The 26,920-nt window shown below is 69.6% G+C and carries 24 protein-coding genes and 1 pseudogene; 14 read left to right on the top strand and 11 right to left on the bottom strand.

Features of this window, described 5'->3' with window-relative positions; genetic code table 11:
• Positions 1 to 310: 310 nt before the first annotated feature.
• The 3 genes from ACFZAM_RS36675 to ACFZAM_RS36665 all read right to left on the bottom strand — a co-directional run bounded on the left by ACFZAM_RS36675 (position 311) and on the right by ACFZAM_RS36665 (position 1,238).
• On the bottom strand, positions 311 to 523 hold the full coding sequence (locus ACFZAM_RS36675) for a DUF6199 family natural product biosynthesis protein (RefSeq protein WP_391052832.1): 213 nt from the start codon (positions 521 to 523) through the stop codon (positions 311 to 313).
• 150 nt (positions 524 to 673) lie between these two features.
• Positions 674 to 943 carry a hypothetical protein gene (locus tag ACFZAM_RS36670; RefSeq protein WP_391052828.1) on the bottom strand — a complete coding sequence of 90 codons (270 nt, stop codon included), beginning with the start codon at positions 941 to 943 and terminating at the stop codon, positions 674 to 676.
• A gap of 61 nt (positions 944 to 1,004) precedes the next feature.
• Positions 1,005 to 1,238, bottom strand: coding sequence for a hypothetical protein (locus ACFZAM_RS36665; protein WP_391052825.1), 234 nt, complete (start codon positions 1,236 to 1,238; stop codon positions 1,005 to 1,007).
• Between the two features lie 260 nt (positions 1,239 to 1,498).
• Here ACFZAM_RS36665 and ACFZAM_RS36660 point away from each other — a divergent pair, with 260 nt between their 5' ends.
• Positions 1,499 to 2,107: a hypothetical protein gene (locus ACFZAM_RS36660; RefSeq protein WP_391052822.1), complete on the top strand. Its 609-nt coding sequence runs from the start codon at positions 1,499 to 1,501 to the stop codon at positions 2,105 to 2,107.
• Between the two features lie 25 nt (positions 2,108 to 2,132).
• On the top strand, positions 2,133 to 4,820 hold the full coding sequence (locus ACFZAM_RS36655) for a Helicase associated domain protein (RefSeq protein ID WP_391052820.1): 2,688 nt from the start codon (positions 2,133 to 2,135) through the stop codon (positions 4,818 to 4,820).
• Positions 4,821 to 4,866: 46 nt separating this feature from the next.
• Here ACFZAM_RS36655 and ACFZAM_RS36650 read toward each other — a convergent pair whose 3' ends face one another.
• Positions 4,867 to 6,264, bottom strand: a complete 1,398-nt coding sequence (locus ACFZAM_RS36650; protein WP_391052817.1) for a hypothetical protein — start codon at positions 6,262 to 6,264, stop codon at positions 4,867 to 4,869.
• Positions 6,265 to 6,362: 98 nt separating this feature from the next.
• A complete protein-coding gene (locus ACFZAM_RS36645; RefSeq protein ID WP_391052814.1) occupies positions 6,363 to 7,358 on the bottom strand; it encodes a hypothetical protein in 996 nt (331 codons plus the stop codon).
• Between the two features lie 234 nt (positions 7,359 to 7,592).
• Between ACFZAM_RS36645 and ACFZAM_RS36640 the strand changes: the two genes are divergently transcribed.
• Complete coding sequence (locus ACFZAM_RS36640) at positions 7,593 to 8,444, top strand: hypothetical protein (protein WP_391052812.1); 852 nt, start codon at positions 7,593 to 7,595, stop codon at positions 8,442 to 8,444.
• Positions 8,445 to 8,506: 62 nt separating this feature from the next.
• Here ACFZAM_RS36640 and ACFZAM_RS36635 read toward each other — a convergent pair whose 3' ends face one another.
• Positions 8,507 to 8,725, bottom strand: coding sequence for a hypothetical protein (locus tag ACFZAM_RS36635; RefSeq protein WP_391052809.1), 219 nt, complete (start codon positions 8,723 to 8,725; stop codon positions 8,507 to 8,509).
• 107 nt (positions 8,726 to 8,832) lie between these two features.
• Here ACFZAM_RS36635 and ACFZAM_RS36630 point away from each other — a divergent pair, with 107 nt between their 5' ends.
• The 10 genes from ACFZAM_RS36630 to ACFZAM_RS36585 all read left to right on the top strand — a co-directional run bounded on the left by ACFZAM_RS36630 (position 8,833) and on the right by ACFZAM_RS36585 (position 20,885).
• A complete protein-coding gene (locus ACFZAM_RS36630) occupies positions 8,833 to 9,906 on the top strand; it encodes a hypothetical protein (protein WP_391052807.1) in 1,074 nt (357 codons plus the stop codon).
• Between the two features lie 205 nt (positions 9,907 to 10,111).
• The gene (locus ACFZAM_RS36625; protein WP_391052804.1) at positions 10,112 to 11,335 is read left to right on the top strand and encodes a DNA-binding protein; all 1,224 of its coding nucleotides are present in this window, start codon (positions 10,112 to 10,114) and stop codon (positions 11,333 to 11,335) included.
• Positions 11,336 to 11,512: 177 nt separating this feature from the next.
• The gene (locus ACFZAM_RS36620; protein WP_391052801.1) at positions 11,513 to 12,376 is read left to right on the top strand and encodes a TnsA-like heteromeric transposase endonuclease subunit; all 864 of its coding nucleotides are present in this window, start codon (positions 11,513 to 11,515) and stop codon (positions 12,374 to 12,376) included.
• Positions 12,373 to 14,529, top strand: coding sequence for a transposase (locus ACFZAM_RS36615; protein WP_391052798.1), 2,157 nt, complete (start codon positions 12,373 to 12,375; stop codon positions 14,527 to 14,529). Before ACFZAM_RS36620 ends, ACFZAM_RS36615 begins: the two co-directional genes overlap by 4 nt.
• Positions 14,530 to 14,585: 56 nt before the next feature.
• Positions 14,586 to 16,742 carry a transposase gene (locus ACFZAM_RS36610; protein WP_391052795.1) on the top strand — a complete coding sequence of 719 codons (2,157 nt, stop codon included), beginning with the start codon at positions 14,586 to 14,588 and terminating at the stop codon, positions 16,740 to 16,742.
• Positions 16,736 to 17,809: a TniB family NTP-binding protein gene (locus ACFZAM_RS36605; RefSeq protein ID WP_391052794.1), complete on the top strand. Its 1,074-nt coding sequence runs from the start codon at positions 16,736 to 16,738 to the stop codon at positions 17,807 to 17,809. The genes ACFZAM_RS36610 and ACFZAM_RS36605 overlap by 7 nt, the downstream gene beginning before the upstream one ends.
• Positions 17,810 to 18,235: 426 nt before the next feature.
• A complete protein-coding gene (locus ACFZAM_RS36600) occupies positions 18,236 to 18,781 on the top strand; it encodes a hypothetical protein (protein ID WP_391052792.1) in 546 nt (181 codons plus the stop codon).
• Positions 18,782 to 19,041: 260 nt separating this feature from the next.
• Positions 19,042 to 19,188 carry a hypothetical protein gene (locus ACFZAM_RS36595; protein WP_391052790.1) on the top strand — a complete coding sequence of 49 codons (147 nt, stop codon included), beginning with the start codon at positions 19,042 to 19,044 and terminating at the stop codon, positions 19,186 to 19,188.
• Entirely contained in the window at positions 19,178 to 19,762 is a 585-nt protein-coding gene (locus tag ACFZAM_RS36590; RefSeq protein ID WP_391052830.1) for a DUF6262 family protein, read from the top strand. The genes ACFZAM_RS36595 and ACFZAM_RS36590 overlap by 11 nt, the downstream gene beginning before the upstream one ends.
• A 79-nt stretch (positions 19,763 to 19,841) precedes the next feature.
• The gene (locus ACFZAM_RS36585) at positions 19,842 to 20,885 is read left to right on the top strand and encodes an LD-carboxypeptidase (protein ID WP_391052787.1); all 1,044 of its coding nucleotides are present in this window, start codon (positions 19,842 to 19,844) and stop codon (positions 20,883 to 20,885) included.
• Between the two features lie 120 nt (positions 20,886 to 21,005).
• Here the strand turns inward: ACFZAM_RS36585 and ACFZAM_RS36580 are convergent, their stop codons facing one another.
• The 3 genes from ACFZAM_RS36580 to ACFZAM_RS36570 form a co-directional block, all read right to left on the bottom strand.
• Positions 21,006 to 21,296, bottom strand: coding sequence for a hypothetical protein (locus tag ACFZAM_RS36580; RefSeq protein WP_391052785.1), 291 nt, complete (start codon positions 21,294 to 21,296; stop codon positions 21,006 to 21,008).
• Positions 21,296 to 21,544: a hypothetical protein gene (locus ACFZAM_RS36575; protein ID WP_391052782.1), complete on the bottom strand. Its 249-nt coding sequence runs from the start codon at positions 21,542 to 21,544 to the stop codon at positions 21,296 to 21,298. Before ACFZAM_RS36575 ends, ACFZAM_RS36580 begins: the two co-directional genes overlap by 1 nt.
• A 90-nt stretch (positions 21,545 to 21,634) precedes the next feature.
• Entirely contained in the window at positions 21,635 to 22,390 is a 756-nt protein-coding gene (locus ACFZAM_RS36570) for a hypothetical protein (protein ID WP_391052779.1), read from the bottom strand.
• 316 nt (positions 22,391 to 22,706) lie between these two features.
• Between ACFZAM_RS36570 and ACFZAM_RS36565 the strand changes: the two genes are divergently transcribed.
• The gene (locus ACFZAM_RS36565; RefSeq protein WP_391052776.1) at positions 22,707 to 23,177 is read left to right on the top strand and encodes a VOC family protein; all 471 of its coding nucleotides are present in this window, start codon (positions 22,707 to 22,709) and stop codon (positions 23,175 to 23,177) included.
• 1,279 nt (positions 23,178 to 24,456) lie between these two features.
• Here ACFZAM_RS36565 and ACFZAM_RS36560 read toward each other — a convergent pair.
• Together ACFZAM_RS36560 and ACFZAM_RS36555 are read right to left on the bottom strand one after the other, a co-directional pair.
• Positions 24,457 to 25,149: a methyltransferase domain-containing protein gene (locus tag ACFZAM_RS36560; RefSeq protein WP_391052773.1), complete on the bottom strand. Its 693-nt coding sequence runs from the start codon at positions 25,147 to 25,149 to the stop codon at positions 24,457 to 24,459.
• Between the two features lie 73 nt (positions 25,150 to 25,222).
• A pseudogene (locus ACFZAM_RS36555) lies at positions 25,223 to 26,686 on the bottom strand (NF041680 family putative transposase); the annotation flags it as partial.
• Positions 26,687 to 26,920: the final 234 nt, after the last annotated feature.

Raw genomic sequence — 26,920 nt, 5'->3', positions numbered from 1 at the left:
CCCGCGGAGCGGGTACCACAGCGCTGCGCGCTGTGCAGCGCAGCGCCTCGCTGCGCTCTGCGTGACCACGCTTCGCGTGGTCTGCCCGGCTTCGCCGGGCCACCCCCTCCGCCTCACCCCCTCCGCCTCACCCCCTCCGCCTCGCTCCAGGGGGTGAGGCTCCGTCACCTGGGCCGCTGCGCGGGCCGGGTGACGGATTTGGTCCCTCGCTCCGCTCGGGATCAGGCGGAGCGCTCCGCGCTCCGTAGCAGCTGCCGAGAAAGGCTTAAGGCTTGCAGGGGCGGGCGCCGAGCCAGCCCCTGAGGAGGGATCAGAGCTGTTGGATGAGGACCCATACGGCGACTGCCAGGAACACCACGCCGATTATCCTTTGCACCGCATAGCCCCTGGCCGTGGGCTCTGTCCCTGCAGGATCTCTCACCCAGCCCTCCTGCAGGCGCCTGTTCGCTCTCCACAACAACTGAGGTCGGAACACCTGGAGCACGCCCATCACAAGGAAGATGCACGCGACCACTACGAGCATGGGGCCACGCGCACCGTCTCCGGATGCTAGCTGCACGAACGGGTTCTGATTCATGAGCACCGCATGCCCCCGGTTGACCTGGAAACACGGCCCAGCAAACCGGCAGGATAGGCGTACCCGCACCCCGCACACGGTCGGGCAACAAGCGGGCTAGCGGTCCTTCGCGGGGAAGGCCGGCTTCTTCCGGCCGCCCCTGTTGCGCTGAAGCTGGTACCACGTCAGGAGGAAGAGGCAAGGGAACAGGAGAGCAAGCGGAATGTCGCCGCACAGTTCCCGGGCCGTCTCCCCCTTCGCGGCGAGATCAGAGAAAAACACAGTGACAGCCAGCAACGACAAGACCCCATAGACCCAGCAGCCCAAACGCAGCATTCGCACATTCGGGCCGGACAGCAGGTACCGGGCTATGCGGTGTTCTTTCATGCCTGGCTTCTGCCCGGGCGGGAGGCCCAACAACCGGGCCAGCAAGCTAGGAGGGAGGAGGTCAGGGCTGCTGACTGCGGTACAACGTCAGCCATACGCCAATAACGGCTGCAGTCGTAAGCAGCACAGCGCTGGTGATCATCACCGCCAGAGCCATACCCGTCATGCCCCCAAGGAGGAGGCCGGTCAGGAAGCCTGCGTAAAAGACCGCCAAGCTCAACACCCACAGGCGAATCGACCAACGCCGCCGTCTTCCCAGGCGGGCCGGGCTGGCAGTGTTCACAGGTTCGTCCATGCCTGCCTCCTGCCTTACGAACAGCACACTCATCATCCCCACAGTGCGGCGGCAGGGCCGACCCAGGTGGGCTCGCTCGCGCGGGTTCCAGCGTACTGCGTGCATCAGAATGATGCAGCATGTACTGTTGGCGGAAAAATGGGACAGCCTCTGGCCATCGGGAAGCCTTCCCCGGTATTCGATAGGAATGATTGCCGATGACCGGCCACGGAGAATCCAGCGGAGCAGACCCTGACCTGAGCAGCGATTCTGTGCGCAGGGTGACACAGCACCAGACCTCTGGTGTCGATGCCCGGTTGCGGCTCTTCGCGCTCCTGGAGGCACAGGGCGCGCCGGACGGCCTGGTGGCCGCGCTGGAGGCCGGGGCGGTCGCCGGTGCGCAGAGCGAGGTGGTGGGGCTGGGGGGCATGGTGCCGCGCTCGCGTGGGCCGGTGTTCGAGGACAGCTGGGACGCCGGGGTGACGGCCGTGAGCGAGGCCTTGGTGGGCATCGCGGACCGGGACTGGTCGCGGCGGGGCGGCCGGTCAGCCAGGGCTGCTGAACTGGCTGTACGTCTTGCGGATGTGAGGCGGGGTGAGCGGGCCGGGCTGGAGCGCCTGGAGGCGTTCGTCCGGCAGGCGGTCCTGCCGCGTACGTACCCGAACGCCATGGAGCGCCGTCGGGTCCTGGAGGCGCTGGGCGAGGCGGGCGGGCTGTGCAACGCCCGCACGATCGAGTACGCCACCGGCGACGTCATCGTGTGCACCCGTGAGGCCGGCCACTACGAGGGCGACGCCCCGCGGCGCGAGGAACCGGAGGGCTGGCACAAATGCAACGTGGCCACCTGGATTGACGACCGGCCCTATAACCACCCGCACAAGATCGCCTGAATTCGCGTAAGGGGAGGCAAGGAAAATGTCTGCGATTCATCTCAAGGAACACCAGGTGAAGCAGAAGGCGGCTGTCCGGAAGTGGGTCGGATTCCCCGCAAGATCATCTGTGCCCGAGCGGGGGGAGCGGGGCACCATCGTGTCCGCGACCGGTTCCGGTAAAACGATCATGGCTGCTGCGAGCGCGCTGGAGTCCTTCCCGGACGGCAGGATCCTGGTCACCGTCCCGACGCTGGACCTGCTGGTGCAGACCGCCCAGGCGTGGCGGGCGGTGGGCCACCGCTCCCCGATGGTCGCGGTGTGCTCCCTGGAGGGGGACACAGTGCTGGGCGAGTTGGGTGTGCGGAGCACCACCAATCCGATCCAGCTCGCCCTGTGGGCCGGGTCCGGGCCGGTCGTGGCGTTCGCCACGTACGCCTCTCTCGTGGACCGCGAGGATCCGGACGCGTCGGGGCGGGAGAAGGTGCGCGGGCCGCTGGAGGCCGCCCTGGCGGGCGGGGACCGGCTCTACGGCCAGCGCATGAACGGTTTTTCGCTCGCGATCGTGGACGAGGCCCACGGTACGGCGGGTGATCTCGGACGGCCGTGGGCGGCGATCCACGACAACGCGCGCATCCCCGCGGACTTCCGCCTCTACCTCACCGCCACCCCCCGCATCCTGGCGCCGGTCCGCAAGCAGAAGGATGCGGACGGCCAGGCACCGTTGCTGGCTTCGATGTCTGATGACCCGGAGGGAACCTTCGGGGCCTGGCTTCCCGGCGCGGAGCTGGGGCTCTCGGAAGCTGTGGAGCGGGGAATCCTTGCGGGGTTCGAGATCGACGTGCTGGAGATCCGCGACCCTTCGCCGATCCTGGGGCTGTCGGAGGAGTCGCTGCGGGGCCGGCGCCTGGCGCTGCTGCAGACCGCGCTCCTGGAGCACGCGGCCGCGCACAACCTGCGCACCGTCATGACGTTCCACCAGCGGGTGGAGGAAGCCGAGGCGTTCGCGGAGAAACTGCCCGAGACCGCCGCGGAGCTGTACGCCACCGAGATGTCCGATGAGGACTTGGCGGAGGCGGACAAGAAGGTGAAGCGCCTGCCCGCGTCGTCGATCGGCGCGGAACTGTACGACCTGGAGGCCGGCCGCCACGTCCCCCCGGACCGGGTGTGGTCCGCGTGGCTGTGCGGCGACCACACCGTCGCCGAACGCCGCGAGGCGCTGCGGCAGTTCGCAGGCGGCATCGACGCCAACAGCTGCCGCGTCCACCGCGCCTTCCTGGCAAGCGTTCGCGTCCTCGGGGAGGGCGTCGACATCCGCGGCGAGCGGGGTGTAGAGGCGATCTGCTTCGCCGACACCCGCGGCTCCCAGGTCGAGATCGTCCAGAACATCGGCCGCGCGCTGCGCCCCAACCCCGACGGCACCACCAAGGTCGCCCGCATCATCGTGCCGTGTTTCCTCCAGGCCGGGGAGGACCCGAACGACATGGTCGCCTCCGCCAGCTTCGCCCCCCTCGCAGCGGTGCTCCAGGGGCTCCGCTCGCATGACGAGCGCCTGGTGGAGCAGCTCGCCTCCCGCGCCCTCACCCGCGGAAAGCGCAAGGTCCACGTGCACCGTGACCAGGACGGCCGGATCACCGGGGCTGGCAGCGAGGGCGACGGCCAGGACCAGGAGCAGGACGACACGCAGGCCGCCGTCGAGTCGGCGCTGCTGCACTTCGCCAGCCCCCGCGACGCAGCCACCATCGCCGCGTTCCTGCGCACCCGCGTCTACACGCCCGACTCGCTGGTGTGGCTGGAGGGCTACCGGGCCCTGGTCCGGTGGCGGGCGGAGAACGAGATCACCGGCCTGCACGCCGTCCCGTATGACACCGAGACGGCCGTGGGGGTGACGGCGGACTTCCCGCTGGGGCGGTGGGTTCATCAGCAGAGGAAGGCGGCGCGGGCCGGGGAGCTGGAGCCGCGCCGCAAGGAGCTGCTGGACGAACCGGCCGCCGGGATGGTCTGGGAGCCGGGTGAGGAGGCGTGGGAGGCCAAGCTGTCCGCACTGCGGTCCTACCGGCGGGCCACCGGCCATCTCGCGCCGCGTCAGGACGCGGTGTGGGGCGAGGGCGAGTCGATGGTGCCCATCGGGCAGCACATGGCCAACCTGCGCAGAAAGGGAGCGAAGAACGGGCTCGGCAAGGACCCGGAACGGGCCGCCGTGCGCGCGGCGCAGCTCGCGGAGATCGACCCGGACTGGGACTGCCCCTGGCCGCTGGACTGGCAGCGCCACTACCGGGTGCTGGCCGACATCGCCGAAGACGAGGGCGGCCTGCCCTACCTCGCGGCGGGCGTGATCTGGGACGGCGACGACATCGGCAAGTGGCGGTGGCGGCAGCAGGAACCCGGCACCTGGAAGCAGCTGCTGCCCGAGCAGCAGGAGCGGCTGACCGCGCTCGGAATCAACGCCCCTGTGGCCCCGTCTCCCGCCCCGGCAGCCGGGGGCACGGCGAACGGGGCAGGCAAGGCGGCGCAAGCGTTCCAGCGGGGCCTGGCAGCCCTCACGCAGTGGGTGGAGCGGGAAGGCCAGCGGGCGGTCCCGCGCGGACACGGTGAGCAGATCACGGTCGACGGCGAGACGGAACCGGTGACGGTGAAGCTGGGTGTGTGGATTTCGAACACCAAGAGCCGCCGCGACAAACTCACGCCAGAGCAGCTGGGCGCGCTGCGGGGGCTGGGCGTCGAATGGGCGTAGAACCGCCGGGGGGCGACCGAGGTGGCAGCACGGTCGCCCCGCCGACTCATGCCGAGGGCAAGGTGAGCTTGAGCTGGTCCGGATCGGCGAGCAGCCTCATGAGCCACAGGAGCGCAATGTTCGCCAGTCCACGCGGAAGGTGACCTGTGTGGGACAGCAGTATGGCCTTCTCTTCGGGGGTGTGGTTCATGTAGGAGTGCAGGCTGTTGCGATCCAAGCTCATATACCCAGCCGTAGCGCTGTCCCAAGAACGGTCTACGCTGCCGTTCTTTCCGGGGAGCCCGGCAAGACCGTTGGACCCTACGTAACGCCCAGGAGCGAATCCATCTTTGACCTGGGCGAGAGCCTCTACGCCCCGGCGGGGGGCTGGCAGGGCCACTGCAGCGACGTCAGGCGGAAGCTTCTGGCTGAGCCAGTCGAACGCTTTGGACGCTTTGCTCGGCGTGACGGCTACGTTGAATTTTCTCATCCTCATGCCTTCCATGGCGTTCAGAGCGTCGTAGGCGGCGCGTAGCCGTGTGGTCTCGTTCTGCTCGGTGGCCAGCATGACTTCGCCGACGTCTCGCAGGACACGTTCGAGGCTGGCGAGGTACTGCCAGTGGCGGCCTGGATCGTATGTGCTGGTGTTCCCTGCAAAGCGTGCCGGGTCGGTTGCAATAACCAGGACCTGGTTAAGGCGGGCGGTCCACCAGGTAAGGAAGGCACTCAGCTGACTTCCGGTGAGGTCGGGGCGATTCTGGCCGCTGCGCTGGTAGGAGCCTGTGAAGCGCTCATCGCTGATCTTCAGCGCCTCCATGAGTTGGTTGCTGGGCCAGGTGGCTCCGGGGGCCAGGTCAGCGAAGGACCAGATCCCCACTGCGCGAATCCGGGGTCCTGGTACCGCGTAGACGTACGGGGCCAGGATGCTCAGTGCGGCACCGAGGTACGACTGCGCGCCGAATATCCCGCCGGTAGCCAGTGCCCGTGCGGCGGGAAGTCCGTCACTGGCGTCTCCAGCGAGCGCTGGGTTGTTCTCCACTGAGATGAGGCCTCGGATGAGGGTGTAGCGGCTAACGAGTTCTTGCGACATGTAGATGACGGACAGTTGCGAGTCCGGGAAGGCCGGGACGGCGCGGTTGTCGAAGAACTCCCGCATCACCCCAGGCAGGTCCGCAGGGAGTGTCTGCAGGAAGAGCAGTTCGAACTCCGCTACGCGAGATGCCAAGTCGTCCTGGTAGCGAAGCCGCTGAATCGTCTCGCTTATGGGAGTCCAGCCCGGGGGCTGCTCGGAGAGAGACGCGAGATGGCGGAAGGCGTCGGGACCGCGGACCGGAACGGGCCTGGCGTCCAGCAGGACAGGGGTCCGGTGAGTGTACGACTCTTCGGTGCGAAGCCGGTACGCCGTCCCGTCCCGGCGGACCTGCCATCCCGCGGTGCTCAGGTATCGAGTGACAGACGTGGTCATGGGTGTCGACGGCTCGAAGCCGATCCAGCCGTTGCCCGTGGAGGGGGCAGATCTTGTCGGCCCCTGCGGCCCCCGAAGCGTGGAACGTCGGCTCATGGTCATGCCCCCGCCGGGTCCGCGGTGGCGAGCGTGTACAGGCTGAGGACCTCGCCACAAACGATGTACGTGTTCAACGCGCACAGGTTGGCAGTCTCGATCGCGACCTCTGCATGGACTGCCTTGTTCGTCATCTTGTCGACCGCCGCGAAGCGATCGTGCAGACCCGCGACGATGGCATCGACCAGTTCGCGCTTGGAATCGCTTTGGATGACTCGCTTAGTGAACTCGAACAGCCGGTTGCGGTAGCTTGGCTCGTCGAGCTTATGCCCGCCCTCGGCGGGTTCCTTCTGCGCAGGAAGTACGTGATCAACGACTGCTTTGAGGATGCGGCGGCACGTCGTGATGGCCTGTGACAGTTCTTCGGTGACGTCCCGTTCGGGTGCGTTGTCAGCTGCTTCCTGGAGTCGGCGGTAGATGGCACTGAACTGTTGGAGCAGGTCGGGCACACCATCAGCGAGCAGCGCGTCAACCTTGACGCGGTAGCGGCCGAAGATGGACTCGTTGATGCCGCTGTAGTCGAGGCGGCGCTCCCAGGAACACAGCAGGGCGAACGTCAGCTGCCGGGTCCGAGCGATGATCCGTGTCGAGCGTTGCCGCGTGGTCAGGTCGCTGCCGTAGTCGATCTTCTCGCCGCTCTCCTTGAGATTACTGAGTTCCTTATCCCAGAACTCCAGCTCGGCGAGCGAGTGGGGGTCGATGTTGTCACTGCCGTCGATCTTGCGATCATTCATCCATGCCGCAGCGGCCTGCTCTGCGGGTCCCGTCATCGACCCCCAGGTCGAGGGATCGGCCATGAGCATGCGCGAGATCTCACCGTTCGTCTCGCGGTCCCCGCCCGTAGGTTTGAGGTCCAGCGCAAGCCGCACCGCGTACTTGGTGTCGCCCATCAGGTTCGCGATCCGCACGGCGCGGCGGACCGATACCTCCAAGGGATCCTCATCGAAGGAGTCCAGTGCTGTCCGAACGAGCTTGAGAAGGTAATCGCTGGCTGCCACCCCAGAACCTTATGGATGCCGGCGAAGCCTTGCGCACCGTATTAACGCTTTTGTGCGCCGGGCCGCGACCAGTCGGGCGCAGGCGTAGCCGCCTCCGGGCAGTGTGGATAGCCAGACCCGCGCACCAGGCCCCCAGGCAGCAGATACTCTCGGGGGCCCGGTGCTGTGCCGGCCCACGCGCGGAGGTGGGTCCGCGGCCTATGTGATACATCCGGCATGACTTTGCGTTCTCCCTTGTATCTGGACACGGACACGCTTCTCGGGCACGCGGACTACCACGAAGTCGAGGTGTCGCAGCGTGAGGAGATCGTGGAGAAGACGACGAACCGGCGATCGGGCGGGGGAAAGCTGAAGCTCGGCGCGGGCGGGATGGGTGCCGGGGCGGAGGCCTCGCGGGGAAGCGACGTGGAACGGCAGTCCACCTACAGCCTTGAGCCCAACTCGAAGGCGAAGATCAGCAAGGTCATCGACAGTCTGATTGCGATGGGCGCCGTCAAGTCCCGTCCTGCGCCGGAGACCGTTCTGGCCCGCGATGACCTGGTGGAGATCGAGGGAATCACGAGGATCACGTCGGCCAGTCACTTCGGCAAGCTTTTCTTCGTCCTGCGCCGGGTGCTGGAGGACATGGCCCTGGAAGACCTGCGGGACCTGCCTGCCGTGCTCGACGAGACAGACCCTGTCCTGCAGGAACAGATGAAGCGGGTCTACCTGCACAACGAATTGCCGCCTGTGCCGGTCCTGCTGGAACTTGAAGGATCCGGGCTGCCGCAGAAGGTGTATGTCAACGTGCGTCCGAACCATTTCATCGACGAGGCGTCCGCGGATCGCGTGGAAGGCGATCTCAGGGTTCTCGGCACGGTGTCCCGGATGGTCGACGGCTCACCCGACGGGTACCTCAGCGCGGAGGAGTGGCTGCTGTCGGGTTGGGAATTCATGCTGCGGCGGATCTTCATGACGCAGGTGGACGGGCTCCTAGCCCAGTTGCGCAGCAGCTGGGCGGACGTAGGGATTGCTCTGCCCGAAGAAGACGTCCGCGCCTACATCAGCGGACCGGCCATCGTCGTAGAAGCCATCGCCTTGTACTGACCCTGTCAGCTTGAGCAGCGGCACGGGCAACTACCCGTCACGTGATCGTCCTCGTCGCCGGGTCAGGTGCCCGGCGGGTGGCTCCGGCATCGGTGGAGGGCCCGTGCGAACTGGCCGAACATCGCCGCCCGGTGAGCGCCGCTGACCCCGCGCAGGGACGCCAGCAGTCCGAGCAGCAGGACCATCGGCCGGCCCCAACGCGCGAGCAGGAACAGCGCCATGGCGGCAGGAGGCAGGCCGGCGAGCACGGCAGTCAAGGCGGTCGGCGTAGTGGCCGGCATGGTGATCGTTTCCTTCCCGGCGTCGCTGTGCGCGGCGCCTGGTGCCATCTCCTCACACCGCCCGGCGGCCTCCGGCTGGAACTTCGCGGGGCTGTAACGTGAGGCAGGTGACCCGCTCCGTGCCCTCCGGCGCCGATGCTGCGCTCATCGCCGCACTCGCCGACCTCGGACTGACCGTCTCCCAGGCCCAGTTGGAGCGTTGGCGGGCAGCGCACTATCTGCCGCCCCACCCCCGCGAGCACTTGGGGCGCGGCCAGGGCACCGTCTCGCACCTGCTGCCCCAGACCGTGGCCCGGGCCACGTGGCTGGCCGCAGCCTCCCGTCAGGGCCGGGCGCTGCCGGTGGCGGCGGCCTGGACCTGCTGGGGAGCCGACGGCTCCCCCGGCGGCGTGGCCCGGCTGCGGACCGCGGTCGTTGACCAGCTCGACCGGTACGGGAAACGGCTTGCGGCAGGCAACGCACGTGACGATGGCAGCTGGCAGCGGCGCCACGACGCCGCCGAGGCCGCCGCGCGCCGCGTGCCGGACCTTGACCAGCACGCCCTGCTGAGGGCCGTCGCCATCACCGCTGCTCGAGATCCGGCCGCGGTCGCGCCCCTGCCGCGCGTCGACCGGGACCTCGCTCTCGTCCTGGGCCGGATGCTCGCCGGCGGCGGTGAAGACGTCGGCGAGGACGAACTCCTGGAAGCGTTGTGCCAGGTCTTCCCCGAGCAGGCCGAAGCAATGCGTACCGCGGCCGCGGCCCGGGACGCAGCCGGGCACGGCGGCACGTGGAAGGACTTCCCGCTGGCTGGGGGCTGGGCGGTACTGCAGCACGCGGTACAGGCCGCGCCCGACCATGCCCTGCGCCGCGCGGTGGAACTGGTCACCGCCACATCCGCGGCCCTCGAACTGGTCCTCGTCCACCTCGGCCCCGCCGCCCAGGCCGGCCTGCCCGCGCCGCCGACCGGACTCGATGTCGAAGCAGTCCCGGACGCCATGGTCACGGCGTTGGCCGACCCCATGTGGGACGAGTGGGGCCGCCACATGCCCCTTGACGGCGGCAGCCCCGCCTGGCCCACCGTCGCCGCCTACCAGACCGCGCTCACTCTCCTTCTGCCCGGCCGGCCCGACGCCCTCGCCGGTTACCGAGAACGCACCGGGCAACTCATCCGCCACACCCAGAAGTCCGTCCAGCCGTAACCCTCCCCGGCCGCCCGTTGTCTTGGGCACGCCCCGGCACCAGCGCAGGAGCAGGTGAATCATGACCGAGTCCACTCCCCCGGGCCGTGTCCCCGGTGCCAGGACGCGGGAGCGGCGCCCGGCACATACCGATCAGGCCGCCGGTCCCCACAGTGCTGCCCAAGCCCAACCGGCCCTCCGGCCAGCGATGCTGCGGGTCGCCCCGGTGACCGGGGAGACGACGTGGTCGTACCTGTCCCGGCTCGCCAGGCGCTACGGCATGGAACCCGCCGCGCTGCTGCCCTGGTGGACCTGGACCGGTACCCGGCCGCGGGACCACGCCGGCCCGCGCGACGACACCGAGGTGCTGCTGAACCCGGCCGGCCGGCAGTTACTCGCCCAGATGGGCGGGCTCGGCGAACACGCATTGGCCCGGGCGCTGCCCGCGTTCGCCGACGAACCGCAGCCAGCCGAGGCGGTTTCCCCAGGCCAGGCCGGGGAAACCGAAGACTCCCGCAGCCCAGCGGGCCGGTGGAGAGTCGCTTCGGCCGGGGAACATGGGCCGGTGGCGTACGGGTGCCGGCTGTGCACGGCGGCGCGTACCGGCCACGACACCGTGGTGGTGCGGTACGTCGCGCCGTGGCAGCGGGCGTGCGCCCGCCACGAGCGGTGGATGCTCACCGCTGGGGACGGGCACCGCCACCGCAACCTCGACCTGCGCGCGGCCCCCGAGCTTGCCGCGGCGCAGCGGGCCTGGCCACAGGTGGCCCGGCAGGCGGCCGCTGCCGGGGCCGATCCCGGGCGGGTGTTCGCCCTGGCCCACGCCGTGGTCTGCGCGTGGTGGGAACAGGCCCTGAACTGGGAGCAGGAGCGGATCTGGCCGGCCCGGCTCCATGCGGTCGCAGGTGGGGACGCCGGACCGCGGTTTTGGTGGTGGCGGATCATCGCCCGCGACGCAGTGGTCTTCCCCGAAACCGTGGCGCTGGCCGCGGTGCTGCTCGACCCCGGCATGCAGGAGCGGATCTGGGAGGACCACGGGGCGGGCGGGCTGGTGCGCCCGTTCCGGCCGGACGGGGAGTTTTTCCGCGAACTCGCAGGCAGGCTGGGACGGCCCTGGCTGGCCGACGTCCGCCAGGCCCCGCAGACGGGGCTGGTGCTGGGCGGACCGCTGCATGCCGGGCCGCTGCTGGACTGTATGGGCGCGTTCACCCGCATCCGCCGCGGGCAGCAGCACCCCCAGGGGTACGGGCTGGACCCGTGGTGGCTGCGCGCCGACCACCGCCCCGCCTCAGCCCGGGTCCAACTGCGCGCCCTGGCCGAACAGGCCGCAGCCGCGCGCGGAAGCGGCAGCAGCGGCGGTGCCGGGCCGGGCCGCGGCGCTGCGCCCATGGTCCGGCGCCTGTTCCGCGACCGACACGGCCGCGCCGCCGCCGCATACACCGCGCAGTGACCGGGACGGGCGTGGTCAGCAGGCAGCCGGGGGAGCGTCACGAGCAGGGCAGGGGTCTGCACTGACACCGGCAGCCGGCCTGCGCCATCATCGGCAGTCCGGGCGAACCGGGCGGTGTGCGGCGGAAGTTGGCCGAATTCGGCGGTCCGCGCGCACGGGCACGCTTGACCGGAGCACATGATCGACACGCACCACCCGCCGGGGCCCGGCGGCCCCGCCTTACCCCCGCAGCCGTTACCGTGGCCTCCGGCCGAAGCGGAGCGGGCGGCGGCCTCGGCGGAGGCGGTCTTCGCAGGCCCGGACGGGCAGTTGGTGCAGCGGCGGTGGGATCAGGCGGCCGGCGCGGTGCGGTGGGAGGACCAGCCGGCGGTGGCCCGGTTCCCGGTGGTGCCCGGGCGCAGCTGGGGTCCGGGGTGGTGGTGGTCGGCGACGACCGGCGGGCACGTGATGCACGGCTCGGTGGCGATGCGCACCCAGCTGATGGTCCTGGACCGCGACCCTGCGGTGGTGTGGCTTGCGGCGCGGCCGGTGCGGCTGGTGTGGCGCGACCCGGGCGACGGGCGGCCCAGGTCGTGGGTGCCGCAGCTGTTCGCCCGCTACGCCGACGGCACCGGGCTGCTCGCCGACTGCCCTGCCGTACCGGACGCGGGCGGGATCCGGGCGCTGCGGGCCGCACAGATCGTGGCCGCGGCGTGTACGGCGGTGGGCTGGTCCTACCGGCGCTTGGCCCTGCCCGGTCCGGTGGTGACGGCGAACCTGAGGTGGCTGGCCGGCTACCGCCACCCCCGCAACGCCGGCACACCCGGCCTGGTCGCCGCCGTGACTGCAGCGTTCGCCGAGCCCGCTCCGCTGGAGGAGGGCGCGGCCGCATGCGGCGACCCGGTCGCGGTCCTGCCCGTCGTCTTCCACGCCCTGTGGACCGGCCGGCTGGACACGGCCCTGGACCGGCCGCTGCACCACCGGTCCCTCGTCGGCCCGGGGAAACCGGCGCAGACGTCCGAACACGACCGGAACCAGGGGCGGGAGCGCAGCGCGCGGTGAGCAGCAACGGCGGTGCGCGGCGGGTGGAGCCCGGTGCGCAGGTAGTCTTCGACGGCCGCACCTGGCAGGTCGGCGCCCTGGTGGGTGCCACGGTCCGGCTGATCGACGAGGAGGGGGTCACGGCCTCGGTGCTGGCGTCCGTGCTCTTCGCCGACCCGGAGTTTCAGGTGGTCGGAGTTCCTCTGGCCGGGGCGCCGCAATGGGGGCTGTTCCAGACCGTTCCGCTGCCCGCGCAGGAGCGGGCGCTGGCCTGGCAGCGGCACATCCGTGAGGTCGAAACCGGCCTGCCCGGCGGGCCCGGCGACAGTGGCGTGCCCCGTCCCGAGTACGACCCCGGGCGGTGGACACTGGCGATGCGTGAGCAGGCCAAGGCCGAAGAACTGGCCGGCATGGGCTGGAGCCGGGTCTCCCGGGCCACGGTGCAGAAGATGCGCCTGGACTACCGCAAGCAGGGGCTGTGGGGCGTGGTCGACAAACGCTCCATGCGCCAGACGGCGGGCCGGGGGCGCGGCGACGAACGCGTGGCTGCCGCGGTGTTGGAGGCACTGCGCCGGCGGCGCGGTCGGTCCAGGACCAGCATCCGGCAGATCATCGAGCTGACGGAGCAGATCCTCAACCACACCCACGGGCCGGGGCAGGTGCAACTGCCGGCCCGCTCCTCGCTGTACCGGCTGGTGAACGCCCTGGCCGATCCGCTGGAGCGGCCCGGCAGCCCCGCGCGGACCGCCACCGCGACGCGCCGCGGGTCCGTGCCCGAGCCCGCACTGCGGCCCGGTGAGAGGGTCCAGATCGCCACCGCAGGCCTGGATGTGACTGCGGTGGGCGAGGACGGGCGCGCGGTGGCGGTGGAAGTGACGATCGCGCTGGACCTGGCGACCCGCTCCCTCCTGGCGGCCGGCTTGTGCCCGCAGGGCGACGGGCCGGCGGATCCCGGCGTGCTGCTGGCGGAGATGGCGGTGCCGCACCCGGTGCGCGCGAACTGGCCGACGGCGCTTCAGATGGGGCACGCAAGCGTGCCCTACGAGCGGCTACTGGCCTTGGACGCGCGGCTTGAGGCGGCCGCCGCACGGCCGGTGGTGGTGCCCGAGACCCTGGTCGTCGACGGCGCAGGCACAACCGGGTCCGGCGGTTTCCTGGCCGCGTGCCAGACCCTGGGTGTCAGCGTTCAGATGGCCCCGCCCCGCCGGCCCGGGACCAAAGGCGCCGCCGAGCGCACCCTCGCCGCCGTGAACACGCTGTTCGCGCGGCACGTCTCCGGCCCGCCCGATACCACCGGCAGGGCCGGCCCGCGCACCCGCGGCGGCGCCCACCAGGCGCTGTGGAGTGTGCCACAGCTGCAGGACCTGCTCGACGAATGGATCACCGCCTGCTGGCAGACCCGCCGGCACGAGGACCTGCGCCACCCCGCGATCAGCGGCGCGGCCCTGAGCCCGAACGAGATGTGGGGCGCGCTGGTGGCCTGGTGCGGACACGTGCCGGTCCCGCTGAGCGGCGCCGACTACCCCGAACTGCTGCCGGTGCGCTGGCAGGCCGTCACCGAACGCGGTATCCGCATCGGCCACCGCACCTACGACCACCCGTGCCTGGACGCCCACCGCGGCCAGCCCTCGCCTGTCGCCTCCCGCGGCGGGAAATGGGAGATCCACGCCCACCCCCACGACCCGCAGCACGTCTGGATCCGCCTGCCCGACGGCCACCTCCACGAAGTCCCGTGGATCCACCGCGACTACGCGCAGCGGCCGTTCGACGACGCCGTGCGGCGGCAGACCGTGCAGGTGGTGGAGCAGCGGACCACCCGCGCACAACACCAGGCCGACCTCACCGACGCCGCAGGGCAGCTCCTCACCCGCGCCCGGACCGGACCCGCCACCGGATCCGTCGCACTCGCAGGCGCGGGCCCGTTGGCACAGCGGCCGGCCCACGCGACGGCGGCCGGGCACGCCCGCCGGGCCGGTGCGGGCGGTGACGACGAAGGCAGCTCATCAGATGCCGGGCGAACGACGCCGGCGCAGGCTCAGACCGCGCCTGCGCACTGGGACACCGGCGAGGACAGCCTCGACGCCCTCGATAGCGGCGGTGTGGACGGCCAACCGGAAACGGGCCGGGGCGCGTTCGCGGTGTACGACGCCGACCTGGAGGCCGAGCAGTGGTGAGCGGACACGGCCCTGCGGGCGGCACTGCCACGACCGAACACGCCGCAGACGCCACAATGGCCGCCCCGGACGTCGGCGAGGTGCCCGCAGCGCGGCGCACGCGTCGGCCCCGGCGGGCCGAGCTGGGTGCCCGGGTGAGGTTCGAGGGCCGCATCTGGGAGGTGGTGGCCGTGGTGGGTGCCACGGTGCGGCTGGCCGGGCGGGACGGCGGCACCGCGTCGGTGCTGGCATCCCACCTGTTCGCCGATCCCGCGTTCGAGTTCGTCGGCACCGCCGGCCCGGCCCCCGCGCCGAGGTGGGGGCTGTTCGAGAGCGCGCCTGCGCGGGAGCGGGAGCGTGCCCTGGCCTGGCAGCGGCACATCCGCGAGATCGAGACCGGCCTGCCCGGCGGCCCCGGCAGCGGCGGGACCCCGCGGCCCGAGTACGACCCCAGCCGGCTGCTGGCGGACCGGGAGCAGGCCAAGGCCGACGAACTGGCGGCGCTGGGCTGGCCGCAGGCCAGTGTCGCCACCGTGCGGCGGATGCGGCGCCGCTACCGCGCGCAGGGCCTGTGGGGTCTGGTCGACCAGCGCAGTAGGCGGCCGGCCAGCCGCACCGGGCGCGCGGATGAGCGGGTGGTGGCCGCCGTGCTGGAAGCGCTGCGGCGCGAGCGCGGCCGCTCGAAAGGAACCCTGACCGGGCTGCGGACCCTGACCGGGCAGATCCTTCACGACGCGCACGGCCCCGGCGCGGTCGCGCTGCCGCCGGCCTCGACGTTCAACCGGCTGGTCCACGCCCTGGCCGACCCGCTGGAGCTGCCCGCCCGGCCCGCCCGCACCGCCACCACCCCGCCCCGGCCGTTCACGACGACCGTGGCGCTGCGGCCGGGAGAGATGGTCCAGGTCGACACCACCCGCCTGGATGTCATGGCCGTCGCCGCCGACGGCCGCCCGATGCGGCCCGAGCTGACCATCGCCGTCGACGTCGCGACCCGCTCGGTCCTGGCTGCGGTGCTGTGCGAGGAGGGCACCAAAGCCGTCGACGCCGCCCTGCTCCTGGCCGAGATGGCCGTCCCCCACCCGCTGCGACCCACCTGGCCGGCCGCGCTGGCCATCGCCCACGCCAACCTGCCCTACCAGCGGCTGCTCGCACTGGACCAGCGCCTGGAGCACGCCGCGGCACGCCCCGTCGTCGTGCCCGAGACGATCGTGGTGGACCGCGGCGCAGTGTTCATCTCCCACGCCTTCCTGGCCGCCTGCGAAACCCTGGGCACCAGCGTCCAGCCCGCCCCTCCCCGCACCCCGACCGCCAAGGGCTCGGTCGAGCGGACGTTCGGCGCGATCAACACCCTGCTCCTGCAGCACATCGCCGGCTACACCGGCTCCAACCCCACCCGCCGCGGCCCCCGCGCGGACGCAGAAGCCCGCTTCACCCTGCCCCAACTGCAAGACCTCCTCGACGAATGGATCACCGTGTGCTGGCAGAACCGCCGGCACGAAGCCCTGCGCCACCCCGTCCTGCCCAAGACCGCGCTCACCCCCAACGAGATGTGGGGCGCCCTGCTCGGCATCGCCGGGTACGTACCGCTGACCTTGACCCGGGCCGACTGGCTCGAACTGCTGCCGGTGCGGTGGAACGCCGTCACCGACCGCGGCATCCGCATCGACCACCGCACCTACGACGCGCCGTGCCTGAACGCCCACCGCGGCCAGCCCTCCCCCACCGCCTCCCGGCGCGGCCGGTGGGAGATCCACACCCACCCCCACGACCTGCGGCAGATCTGGATCCGCCTGCCCGACGACCAGCTCCACGAAGTCCCGTGGATCCACCGCGACCACGTCCACCGGCCCTTCAACGACCGCGCCTGGCACCACATCCAGACCGCGCTCGCCCGCCGCGGCGACCGCGACCACCACGAAGCCGACCTCGCCGATGTCCTCGACCAACTCCTGCGCCAAGCCCGCCCCGCTACCTCAGCAATGCCCCCTCAGACACCCTCAGACCGCGAACCCACGACGGATACCGCCGCCCCTGCGAGCGGACCGGACACGGCCGGCGGCCAGGCACCGGCGCGTCTGGCCGAGCAGGACCACGGCGACAGCCTCGACGCCCTTGAATCCGCCGCCACCCGGGCCGGTCACCGCGAGGAGGACGGTGAACTCCACGACGAACCCGTCCCGCACCGGGGCGCGTTCGCGCTCTACGACGCCGCTTCGGAGGCCGACCAGTGGTGAACACCCCCCGCACCGGCACCCCCGCGGGCGCGGCGCAGCCGAATACGGAGCCGGGCGCGGTCACCACCTGGAACGGCTTCGCCCGCTTCGCCGCCGCCCCCGCACCAACACCGCCCCGGCCCGGTGAACCGCCGCGCAGTCTGGAGCAGCGCCTTGCCTACCACTCGGCGTTCGTGACCGTGCGGACCCCGGCCATCGACACGCTCTCCGCGAGCGTGCGGACCCTGATGATCCTGGGCCGGCACCAGAGCGTCACCGCCCGGCCCTCGGTGATCCTCACCGGCCCGGCCACCACCGGGAAGACGACCGCGCTGCTGCAGGTCGGCAAGGTCTGCCACCTCGCCCACACCCGCCGCGCCGCCCCCGGCGACGACACCGTGCCGGTCGCCTACGTCCTGGTACCGCCCGCCGCCACCGCCAAATCCCTGGCCGCGGAGTTCGCCCGCTACCTCGGCGTCCCGGTCGCCGCCCGCATGACCACCGCCCAGATCACCGGCGCGGTCTGCCACACCTACACCGCCGCCGGCGTGCAGCTGGTCCTTCTCGATGAGATCCACCGCCTCAACCCCCGTACCACCAGCGGCGCCGAGGCCGCCGACTGGCTCAAGGACGTCACCGAACGCGTCGGGGCGACGTTCGTCTACGCCGGCATCGACGTCACCGGCACCGCGTTGTTCAGCGGGGTCCGCGGCGCGCAGCTCGCCGGGCGCGCCTCCCTGATCGACTGCGGTGTCCTGGCCGCCCGCCACGCCGGCAGCGAGCCCTTCCGCGACCTGATCGCCGCCATGGAAAACGCCCTCGACCTGCGAGCGCACCGACCCGGCAGCCTGCCCCGCCTGGCCCCCTATCTTCACGAGCGCACCGCAGGCCGCATCGGCAGCCTCGCCCGCCTCATCCGCCAGGCCGCCATCGAAGCCCTCCTGAACGGCACCGAGAAGATCACCCGCACCAGCCTGGACACCATCAAGGCGGACCACCTCGCCGAAGAGCACTACCGCCCCCGCACCCCCACCCGCCGCCGCGCCGCAACCGGCCCTCCGCCCGGCAGCGGGCCACGCCCCGCGTGAGCCACGTCGCCATCACGCGGACGCAGACCGCGCCTGCCCGTACCGCAACCGCCTGGACGCAGCCGGCCCCGCCCGGACCGGGTGTCTTCCGCGTGCGGCCGCTGCCCGGCGAGGCCACCGCCTCCTACACCACCCGTCTCGCAGCCGCCTACCAACTCGCCCTGCCCCACCTGCTCGACGGCCTCGGCATCCACCTCGACCCCGGCCCACGCGGCACCGGCGGCGCTCTTCCCACCGCCGAACTCCACCTCGACCCCGCAGCCACGGCCCGCCTCGCCGCGCACGCCCGCACCCCCCCAACCGCACCTGCTGCGCGCCCTACCGCGCCTCGCCCCGGGCCCGCACGAACAGTCCGCCCACACCGGCCGCGCCCCGGCGGGCCCGCCCGCCGCACACTGGCAGCCCCTGGAACCCGCACACCGCCCCGTGCGCACGTGCACCGCCTGCGTACTCCACCGCAGCCGCGGCGCCACCACCACCGCACGGGCCTACCCGCCCGACCACACCACGGCCCTGTGCGCCCGCCACCAGCAAGCCGCCGCCGACCCCCGGCACACCGCCCCGCTCGACATCGCAGGCCTGCCCGAACTCACCCACGCCCACCACTTCCACCGGCGCCTGGCCCGCAGTCCCTCCTTCACCACCGCCCTGACCTGGGCCGCCACCATCACCACCCGCTGGTACGACCACCACCAACACCTACACACCCGATGGCAGGCCCGCCTGGCCCGGCTCACCACCACCAACCCCCACACCCGAAAAGGCCCGGCATCCCCCGCCCTGACCTGCCGGACCCTGATCACCTACCCCGAAACCCTCACCCTCGCCGCCGCCCTCACCCGCATCCCCCCACACGGCCTCACCCACAACGACCGATCAGGCTTCCTCCACCGCCTCGCCGGCCGACTGGAGTTGACCCACCTCACACCCGCCACCCACGACCCCCTCTGGACCCGCATCAACACACGCTGACCGCGCATCTCCCTCAAGGAACCGAGAGAGCAACTGCGCAAAACCCGCGCCCCACCCAGAACACCTGCACACACCTGAAAAGCCCAGCTCAATCCCCATCCCCAGCGAGCGCCCACCCCCACTCAGACGCCACCAGGCCACACCCCGCCCCCGCTCATCCACCCGAAACAACTGCACAACCCCAGCACAACCAAGATCAAAAAAACCATGATCATCGGCACGTCATACAGATCACCGCGTTCACGACCGTCGCCGACACGATGCGCGACCGGCTCTGCAAGCTCCCCCAGGACGAGCGCGAGGAGATCGAGGAGGCCAGCTCGATCCTGCGGAAGGTCCGGGCCACTCGGGACCACAAGCTGCTGCCGCTGACCGTGATCCGCGAGGAGGCCTCAGATTCCTGCTGAGACATCCCAGAAGTCTTCTCGGACACCTGCTGAGGTCCTCAAAGCCGCACGTCAGCGGGACAGTGCAGACAAGCGGGGACGCGTCCTGAAGGCTGTCCAGGACATGCTCCGGGACAAGCGCCCCGTCACTTTTGCCGCGGTCGCCCGGGAAGCCGGCGTCTCCAGCTGGCTCGTCTATGCCCCTGGCCTGCGTGAACGCATCGATCAGGCACGGGCCCGCCAGGGTGCCCAAGGCCACCAGGACCAGCAGAGCGGGCGGAAGGTCTCCACCACCAGCGAGCAGACCGATCTGCTTCTCGCTCGACAGGAGATCAAGCGGCTCCGGACCGAGAACGGCCAGCTGCGGCAACAAGCCCGCACCCATCTGGGACAGCAGGTCGAACAGCTCGGCAACCACGACCTGGTCGACCGCGTGAACGAGCTCGCGGAGGAGAACCTCCGGTTGTCCACGGCAGAACGGCAAGCGACCACTCAGAATGCGGAACTGCAGCAGCGGGTCGCCGAGCTCGAAGATGACCTCGCCGCCGCCCGCACCAGCCTCCGCCGCATGATCCGCAACGAGAATCGTCCCTGATCCAGTGCGTCACGGCCAGCCGATGGCACCCCGAGAAAAGCCCTGCGGCGGCGGAGCCGTTGACGACTACGATCACCCGATGACGACCCTCCGATACCCCGCCAAGCCCCACCCTGGAGATCGCGTTGCGGTCCTCTCCCCCTCGTCCGGCCTGCCCGGGCTCCTGCCCATGCCCTACGAACTGGGACTACGCAGGCTCCAGAATGACTTCGGGCTGGAGACGGTGGAGTACCCCACGACTCGCCAGATGGGCGCGACCCCACAAGAACGCGCCGCCGATATCCACGCGGCCTTCGCCGACCCCCAGGTCAAAGCAGTGATCTCCAGCATCGGCGGCGACGACCAGATCAGCGTGCTCCCGCACCTCGACCGCGGTCTTCTCCGCGCCAACCCCAAGCCCTTCTTCGGCTACAGCGACAACACCAACCTGCTGATTTTCCTCCGGAACCTAGGCATCGTCGGCTACCACGGTGGTTCGGTAATGGTCGAGCTCGGACGGCCCGGCGCCATGCACCCGCTGACCGAAGAATCCCTCCGGGCGGCCCTGTTCACGTCGGGCGAGTACGAGCTCACGCCCTCCAAAGCTTCCGGAGACGTCAACCGCTCCTGGGAGGACCCGCAGACGTTCGAAGCCGAACCGGAGATGGAACCCGCCGGGGGATGGACCTGGAACAACGCTGACCGGGTAATCGAAGGGAGCAGTTGGGGCGGCAACCTGGAGATCCTGTCCTGGTTGCTGATGGCCAACCGCGAAATACAACAGGCCGACACCTACTCCGGCAACGTCCTCTTCCTGGAGACATCCGAAGAAATGCCGGGAGCAGAGGAGGTCTACCGAATTCTGCGCAACATGGGCGAACGCGGACTCCTCCGCCAGTTCCCGGCGCTACTGATGGGCCGGGCCAAGAGCTGGTCATTCGAACAACGGCTGACCGTCCAGGAGCGAACGGACTTCCGGCAGCAACAGCGCGAAGCCGTCCTGCGGGCACTCAGCCAGTACGCCCCCGACACGATGACGGTGTTCGACGTCGACCTGGGCCACACAGACCCGCAGATCGTCATCCCCTACGGCGGTCGTATCCGAGTCGACGGCCCAGCACGTCGAATCAGTGTCACCTACTGATCCATCCGCTGGGTTCTGCGGAACGCACTTCTTGGGCGTTCCAGGCACTGATCAAGATCGCGGACATCCCGGTGAGACGCGCACTCAATCGCTCTGCCAGCAGGCCGTACCTAACGTGCATCACACCATCGCATGCCTGTGAACTGCATAAAGACCTGCGCAACCCCAGATAATGATGGTCCGCAGCGCGGTGACGAAGTAGACGACGCGGACGTCGTCGACGTCGTCGCGGTAGTCGCGCAGACCCGGATGCGAGCCGGGGATCGGGGTGCCGGCGTCGGGGTCGACGGACAGCACCGCCAGGGCGCGGTCCAGGGCGAGCAGCTCGGCTTCGTCGGTCAGGGCCTCGATCTGCTTCTCCGCCGACTCGGAGAACGTGATCCTCGCCCGCGGACGGGAGTGGCGCGGCATCAGGCGACGTGGCCGCGCGCGGCGTGGAGCTGCGCGAGCTTGCGTTCCCGCAGCTCTTCCCACGGTGTGCAGGTCGCGGGGTCGGGCAGACCGTTGAGCGCGATGTCCTCAAGGACGGCGGCCAGGCGGTCGGCGTCCTCACGGGTGCGGGCCGCGTACGCGCGCAGCGCCTCCGCGCCGTCCGGTGTCAGCGCCTCCCGGCCGGGCGCCGGTGTCGGGGCGGCTTCGTCGTGTTCAAGCTCGCTCATCTTCGACTCCAGAAGCTTTGGTCCGTCCACGGTAGCGCCGTATGCCTTGTCACCGGGACGAGTTGGTATACCGCTGGCCGAAGCGGATCGTCAGGTGCGTCGGAGTGCGGGGAAGCGGTCGTACTTGGGATCCCCGGGGTGCACGACGGACTCGATGCGCTCGGGTGGGACGGGCTCGAAGTACAGAACGTCGGCATCGGCCTCCTCGTTGCCCAGCGCCTTCCCGACGAAGGTGTTGATCAGCGACTTACAGATACGGTGCTTCCCCGGGTCGGACAGGTCCAGCAGCGCGGTGACGATCGTCGGCCTGCCCATGGTGCGCAGCTTCCGTCCGATCTCCGGGTGGGTCTCGCAGTACAGCCAGTAGATCGCCTCGCCGCCCCAGAAGGTCAGCAGCCGCTCGCCGCTGTCGACGTTGTGCACCATCGCGGCCTCGGACAGGGTGAAACACACCTGATCAGCTCGTCTCCCCCACCGGCTGGGCTGGGGGGTGAGGCAGTTCTTCTCCCGGATGAGGGTGTGTTCTTCGGCGGTGAACAGCCCGCGCTCGTACGCCTGGTCCAGCCGCTCGTTGACGAGGTCGACGGTCAGGAGCCGCAGTCCCTGGGCACGGACGGCGTCGTCCTCGTAGTCGAGCAACCGCGTGCAGTGCCGCGCCCGGACCAGGCACCCGCTCAGCAGCCGGCGCGCCTGGTCCTCCTCGTCGTACAGGTCGAGATTCACCGAAAGGGTCACGTCATCGAGGTGCGCGTCGTCCGCGAGCCGACGCACGACGTCGGCGAAAGGCGCGGGCCAGGTTGTGGGGTCGTCGACGTCAACAACCGGCTGCGCGGGAGAAGAACTCACCCCGCCGATTCTGCCGTGGCCGAAGAACGGATGTCGCCCCTGCGGGGCGCGGGGTGGTCGACCCGGCTCTTCCGAAAATCCCGGCGCCGACCATTTCACTCTGAAAAATAGCCATGAAAACTTCAAATAGCTACTTAGAGAACATAAGACTCACATCGGGCACCACCTCACGGTGTCCGGTCTCGGCATCGCTCAGTCAACTCAACGGCAGAGGTCGGAGGCGCAGGTCGTGCTGCTCTGCCATCAGCCCCCCACCTGGCCAGGGCTTTCCTCCTGTGCCCGCTCGTCACCGCAGCACTGGGATATGTTTGGTTCCATGTCGATCCGTCATATCGTAGTGGAATGTAGCAGTCCACTGATGCAAGCTAAATTCTGGCGCGCCGCGCTTGGCCTCTCCGAGGTTCAAAAAGAGAATTGCCTGATCAAACTTCCCGGCACAGGAGATGGGTGCGCCCTTTTTTTCACCGAAGTCAGTGGTGATCGACCTACACGGGGCCCGTTTCTTCTCCGGCTCGCTCCGGACACAGGGACGCTTTCTGACGAAGTCAGACGTCTTACCGGTTTAGGCGCCACCGTCATCGAAAAAGTTCACCAGGGATGGGGGATCGGCCAGGTCACCATGTCGGATCCGGAGGGGAACGAGTTCTTTGTCGAATCCGGCGACCACGAAGTAAAAGAAGCAGAATCAAGAATGTCAGGGAGTCGGAAGTCCGAAGATCAATTCTGGGAAGGCGTGGAGCCTCAGATTTCCGGTGTTTCCTACTCCGCCAGGATCACCATCCCGTGAGGACCGAGGATTTCTAAGATTATTGACGGGTCATGCCGTAGATTGCGTGAACGGCTGTTGGGGTGCGGCCGGGCGGAACTTGCCCGTATCTCCAAGCCGCACCCCTCTCTCAGCTCCGTGACGGCCGTTGAGAACGTCTCACTCGCAGGGCATGGTGACCTTGTTTCCGTAGTGAGGAGTTCCGGCGACTTGAGTGCCAACCTGGATCGTCAGGGTAGAAAGTACCTGGTAACTTGCGTTACCCCGGCCGCTCGGGCACCCGTAAGGTTTTGTGTTGACCTTCTTGTTCGGGGTGCAGGGGCCCCACCCCGAATCTCCGTGGGCCACGGTTGCTATCGTGCCCGTGGGAAAGACCTTTTCCAGGTCAGTTGTCACACGGCACTCATCCGGGGCGGGACTAGTGCATGTGGTGATCCAACTCGACCCGTAGAGAGGGCCGCCGCTTACAACGAAGAACGGGTTTTCGATGTAAGCGTCGCATCCGATATTAACCTGCGGGCCAACTATCTCAGTTGAGATCTTGGTGCCCGGCGTCGAAGTTGCGGAAGCATTTGTGGCGAGTCCTGTGAGCGGGACCGCCAAAAGCAGGGCGACGCTTCCCTTGAGGATGGTGCGAGTCGAAATCATTCTTCTCCTTGTCTCCGCCTGCTGAATTAACCCTCTGTGCGGCGGGGCGTGTATGACTCGGAAGAAGTTAGTGACAAGCGACTCGATCACACAAGGTGAAGGCGTCATTTGGCTAGATGCCGATTCGGAGCAACTGCCTCCGTTTCATCCGCCAACCTGCCTCTTCATGGTGGTTGCATCAATTTATCGTTCCCCGTGCTTGGCTTGATTTTTTGCATCTTCCGATGTGTTCTTGTTGGAATTTGGACTATCGAAACCTTGACCACCAACGTTCGGTGAGCAGGGGTCTCGCGCGAGACCCCTGCTCACGCAGCGCTCTGTTTATGGCCTCCCGGACGCTTGCCCGGGTCTGGGAGTGGAGGGCGAACAGAGAAGTAGCCCGGCTAAGTTGCTACCCAGGAACGCGGCGCTGTGTGTATGAGGTGCAGCGCCGTTGCGGTGCCCCGAGGTGGGAGGGGCGTTACATCGCTTCCGGGTGAACTCCGCCCGCTCCAGGCCCTCGTGGATCTGCCCCCGCGCCGCTACTGGCGGGCGGTGTGCGGGCTGGGTGTTGGTCAGTCGTTATGCCCGTACGGTCCGGCCGATGCCCTGCGGACAACGGCCAGGTGAACGAGCCTGTTTACTGCTTTAGCTTGTCGTTTAACCTCCGCCCTCATGGATGCTCGGCTGCGACGATCAAGAAGTTGGGGAGGTGGACGTAGCTCTCGATGCCGGGTTCGGTGTCCGCTGTCTCCCGCGCGATGTCGGGTTCGAGGCCCGGCTCGGCGATCTCGCGCAGTCGGCATCCGAGCGCGGCCAGTTCGTTGAGGTAGGCCGAGATCGGCCGGTGGAAGTCGGTTGCGTGGGTGAGGCGGATCTCGTACTCCTCCAGGTACCGGCGCAGGCGGTACTCCCCATGTTTGCGCCAGGTGGCGAGCAGTTGCTCGAAGGCGGGGTGGTTGACCGAGAACAGGAACAGCCCGCCAGGTCGCAGGGCTTGCACGCAGGCTCGCATGGCGGGCTTCCAGTCGGGGATGGCGGGCAGCACCATGCTGCAGACGACGGCGTCGTACCCGCTGCCCAGGTCTGGTAGCCGGGTCAGGTCGGCTTGGATGTAGTGGATGCCCTGCTGGAGGGCAAGCTCCTTCTCCTGGTTGTAGGTGAACATTGCGTCGGTGGGCTCGACGCCGGTGACGTGGGCGCCGCGAGTGGCCAGCATGCGGCTGAAGTAGCCCTGGCCGCATCCGGCATCCAGGACGCGTCGGCCCCGCACGTCACCGAGCATGCGCAGCAGCACCGGGTTGATCAGATGGCGTTTGGCGAAGTCGCCGTCCGGCTCCATCGCCTCCATTGCCTCGCGGGGCATGGTGTTCCACTGCTGGACGGCGGCTTCGTTGTTCGGATGTGTGGTCACCGGCGGGAGCGTAGTCCGGCTGGCGGCGCGGCTTAGTTCCTTTTTGGTGGTGGGCCGGGCGGGCATATGCCTCACCGGTGGCCAGGACACGTCCGACGTCGTGCCGTGCTACCGGCCGGCGGTTCTTCGAGCCGGGCGGTCGGCCGGGTCCGGGGCGGGTGGGTTTCGGTGCACCGGCCGGCGAACCCGTTCTCGTGCGGAGGTTCCGGAACCCACGCCGGACGCGAGCGGGCGTGAGCTTGTGCGGGGGCGCTGGCTTCTCCCAGGGCCGCCGCAGGTCGGTGGCGAGGGGGCGGGCGAGGCGGAGTTGGGTGTGGGCGGCGATGATCAGCCAGGTCCAGCGATCTGCGGCGGCCGAGTCGCGGAGTCGGGGCCGGGTCCAGCCGAGGGTCTGTTTGAGCATGCGGAAGGTGTGCTCGATGTCGAAGCGTCGCAGGAACGCCTGCCAGCAGCGGTCGATGTCGGCAGGGGTGGCGCCGGTGCGTGACCACCAGAGCCAGACCGGCTTGTTCACCCCGCCGGAGGGCAGGTGTTCGACGGCCAGGCGGATGACGGTGCCCTCGATGACCGGCAGCGGGCCGTCGTGGTCGAGCCAGGCGGCCCGCTGGGTCAACCTGGGGTGCAGCCGGTCCCACGCCTGGGCGGTGGCCTTGCCGTAGAGGCGGGTGTCGGTGACCGTGACGGTCTGTTCCTGGCCCCAGGTGGCGGGGCCGCCGAAGACGAACTCTCCGCCGTGCTTGGGTAGCCGCCCGCCCTTCGGGTGGGCCCGGTAGAACTCCTCCCACGAGGGCGCCGGGCGGCGCATCACCCGGTCCGACCGGGTCCGGCCCAGGACCTCGGCCGGCAGACCGGACAGCAGGTAGGCGATGCGCGGCGCGTCGTAACCTGCGTCCAGCACAATCAGGATGTCCGGATCACCCTCGGTCCACTGGCCCGCCGCGACGAGCCGTTCGATCACCTCACGGACCTGGCGGGCGGTGACCGCCGCCAGGTCGGCGCCGGGCGTGAGACGGACCGCGTCCAGGATCGCGGACCAGGAAGTGCGGCCGGTCTCCAGCGCGACGACGACCGAGTACGGCCAGCCGGGCATCATCTGGTGCTTGGCGTTGCCGCGGCCGTAGGTGTGGCAGAACGAGCGGTCCGGCACGGTCCCGGCGTCGGGTCGAAGCCACGGCGAGACGTCCACGGCCAGGACCAGCCGCCCGTCAGCCGCCCGCGGCAGCGGCACCCCGGCCAGAACCCGCCGCAGTCGGCCGACATCGAGCCCGCCGCGGTTCAGGCCCGCGTAGAGGGAACCGTGACCCCGGCGGTGTTCAGGTGCCAGCGCGAGGTCGACCAGCGACCGCACCGGCCCGTCCGTGCACAGCACGGCGTCTGCCAGCTCGAACAGCGCGTCCGCGCGGGCGGTCAGACAGTCATAGAAGTCGGTCCGGAACCGGGACAACACGGTCAGGGACTCGACGCGTACAGCGTCGTGCAGCAGACTCACCCTCGCGGCCTTGGCATGATCAACAGCGTCTCGACAACGCACATGATCACACCAAGGCCGCACTGCTGTCGTCCCGGCCCTCGCTGGTCAGAAGGCCCTCAACTCGCCGAACCGACACGGTCGTTAAAAAAAGAAGTTGGTGCCTGTTTGTGAGTCGTTCATGACAGGAACATCGTTGGAACCTTGGCGTTTTCCCAGGTCAGAATTCGAACTTGCGGGGATCGCCTCGCTGTT

Origin of the sequence: Streptomyces sp. NPDC008079, assembly GCF_042957385.1 — a bacterium.
Taxonomy (GTDB): domain Bacteria; phylum Actinomycetota; class Actinomycetes; order Streptomycetales; family Streptomycetaceae; genus Actinacidiphila.
The sequence above is the reverse complement of the archived record's forward strand: the minus strand, read 5'-3'. Positions and strand labels throughout refer to the sequence as shown.

Excerpts from the sequence above, each read along its gene's own strand:
- ACFZAM_RS36620 (WP_391052801.1), top strand. The coding sequence starts at position 11,513 with ATGATCGACACGCACCACCCGCCGGGGCCCGGCGGCCCCGCCTTACCC.
- ACFZAM_RS36565 (WP_391052776.1), top strand. The coding sequence starts at position 22,707 with ATGTCGATCCGTCATATCGTAGTGGAATGTAGCAGTCCACTGATGCAA.
- ACFZAM_RS36560 (WP_391052773.1), bottom strand. The coding sequence starts at position 25,149 with ATGCCCCGCGAGGCAATGGAGGCGATGGAGCCGGACGGCGACTTCGCC.
- ACFZAM_RS36575 (WP_391052782.1), bottom strand. The coding sequence starts at position 21,544 with ATGAGCGAGCTTGAACACGACGAAGCCGCCCCGACACCGGCGCCCGGC.
- ACFZAM_RS36610 (WP_391052795.1), top strand. The coding sequence starts at position 14,586 with ATGGCCGCCCCGGACGTCGGCGAGGTGCCCGCAGCGCGGCGCACGCGT.
- ACFZAM_RS36655 (WP_391052820.1), top strand. The coding sequence starts at position 2,133 with ATGTCTGCGATTCATCTCAAGGAACACCAGGTGAAGCAGAAGGCGGCT.
- ACFZAM_RS36585 (WP_391052787.1), top strand. The coding sequence starts at position 19,842 with ATGACGACCCTCCGATACCCCGCCAAGCCCCACCCTGGAGATCGCGTT.
- ACFZAM_RS36635 (WP_391052809.1), bottom strand. The coding sequence starts at position 8,725 with ATGCCGGCCACTACGCCGACCGCCTTGACTGCCGTGCTCGCCGGCCTG.
- ACFZAM_RS36665 (WP_391052825.1), bottom strand. The coding sequence starts at position 1,238 with ATGGACGAACCTGTGAACACTGCCAGCCCGGCCCGCCTGGGAAGACGG.
- ACFZAM_RS36670 (WP_391052828.1), bottom strand. The coding sequence starts at position 943 with ATGAAAGAACACCGCATAGCCCGGTACCTGCTGTCCGGCCCGAATGTG.
- ACFZAM_RS36650 (WP_391052817.1), bottom strand. The coding sequence starts at position 6,264 with ATGACCACGTCTGTCACTCGATACCTGAGCACCGCGGGATGGCAGGTC.
- ACFZAM_RS36595 (WP_391052790.1), top strand. The coding sequence starts at position 19,042 with ATGCGCGACCGGCTCTGCAAGCTCCCCCAGGACGAGCGCGAGGAGATC.
- ACFZAM_RS36675 (WP_391052832.1), bottom strand. The coding sequence starts at position 523 with ATGCTCGTAGTGGTCGCGTGCATCTTCCTTGTGATGGGCGTGCTCCAG.
- ACFZAM_RS36580 (WP_391052785.1), bottom strand. The coding sequence starts at position 21,296 with ATGCCGCGCCACTCCCGTCCGCGGGCGAGGATCACGTTCTCCGAGTCG.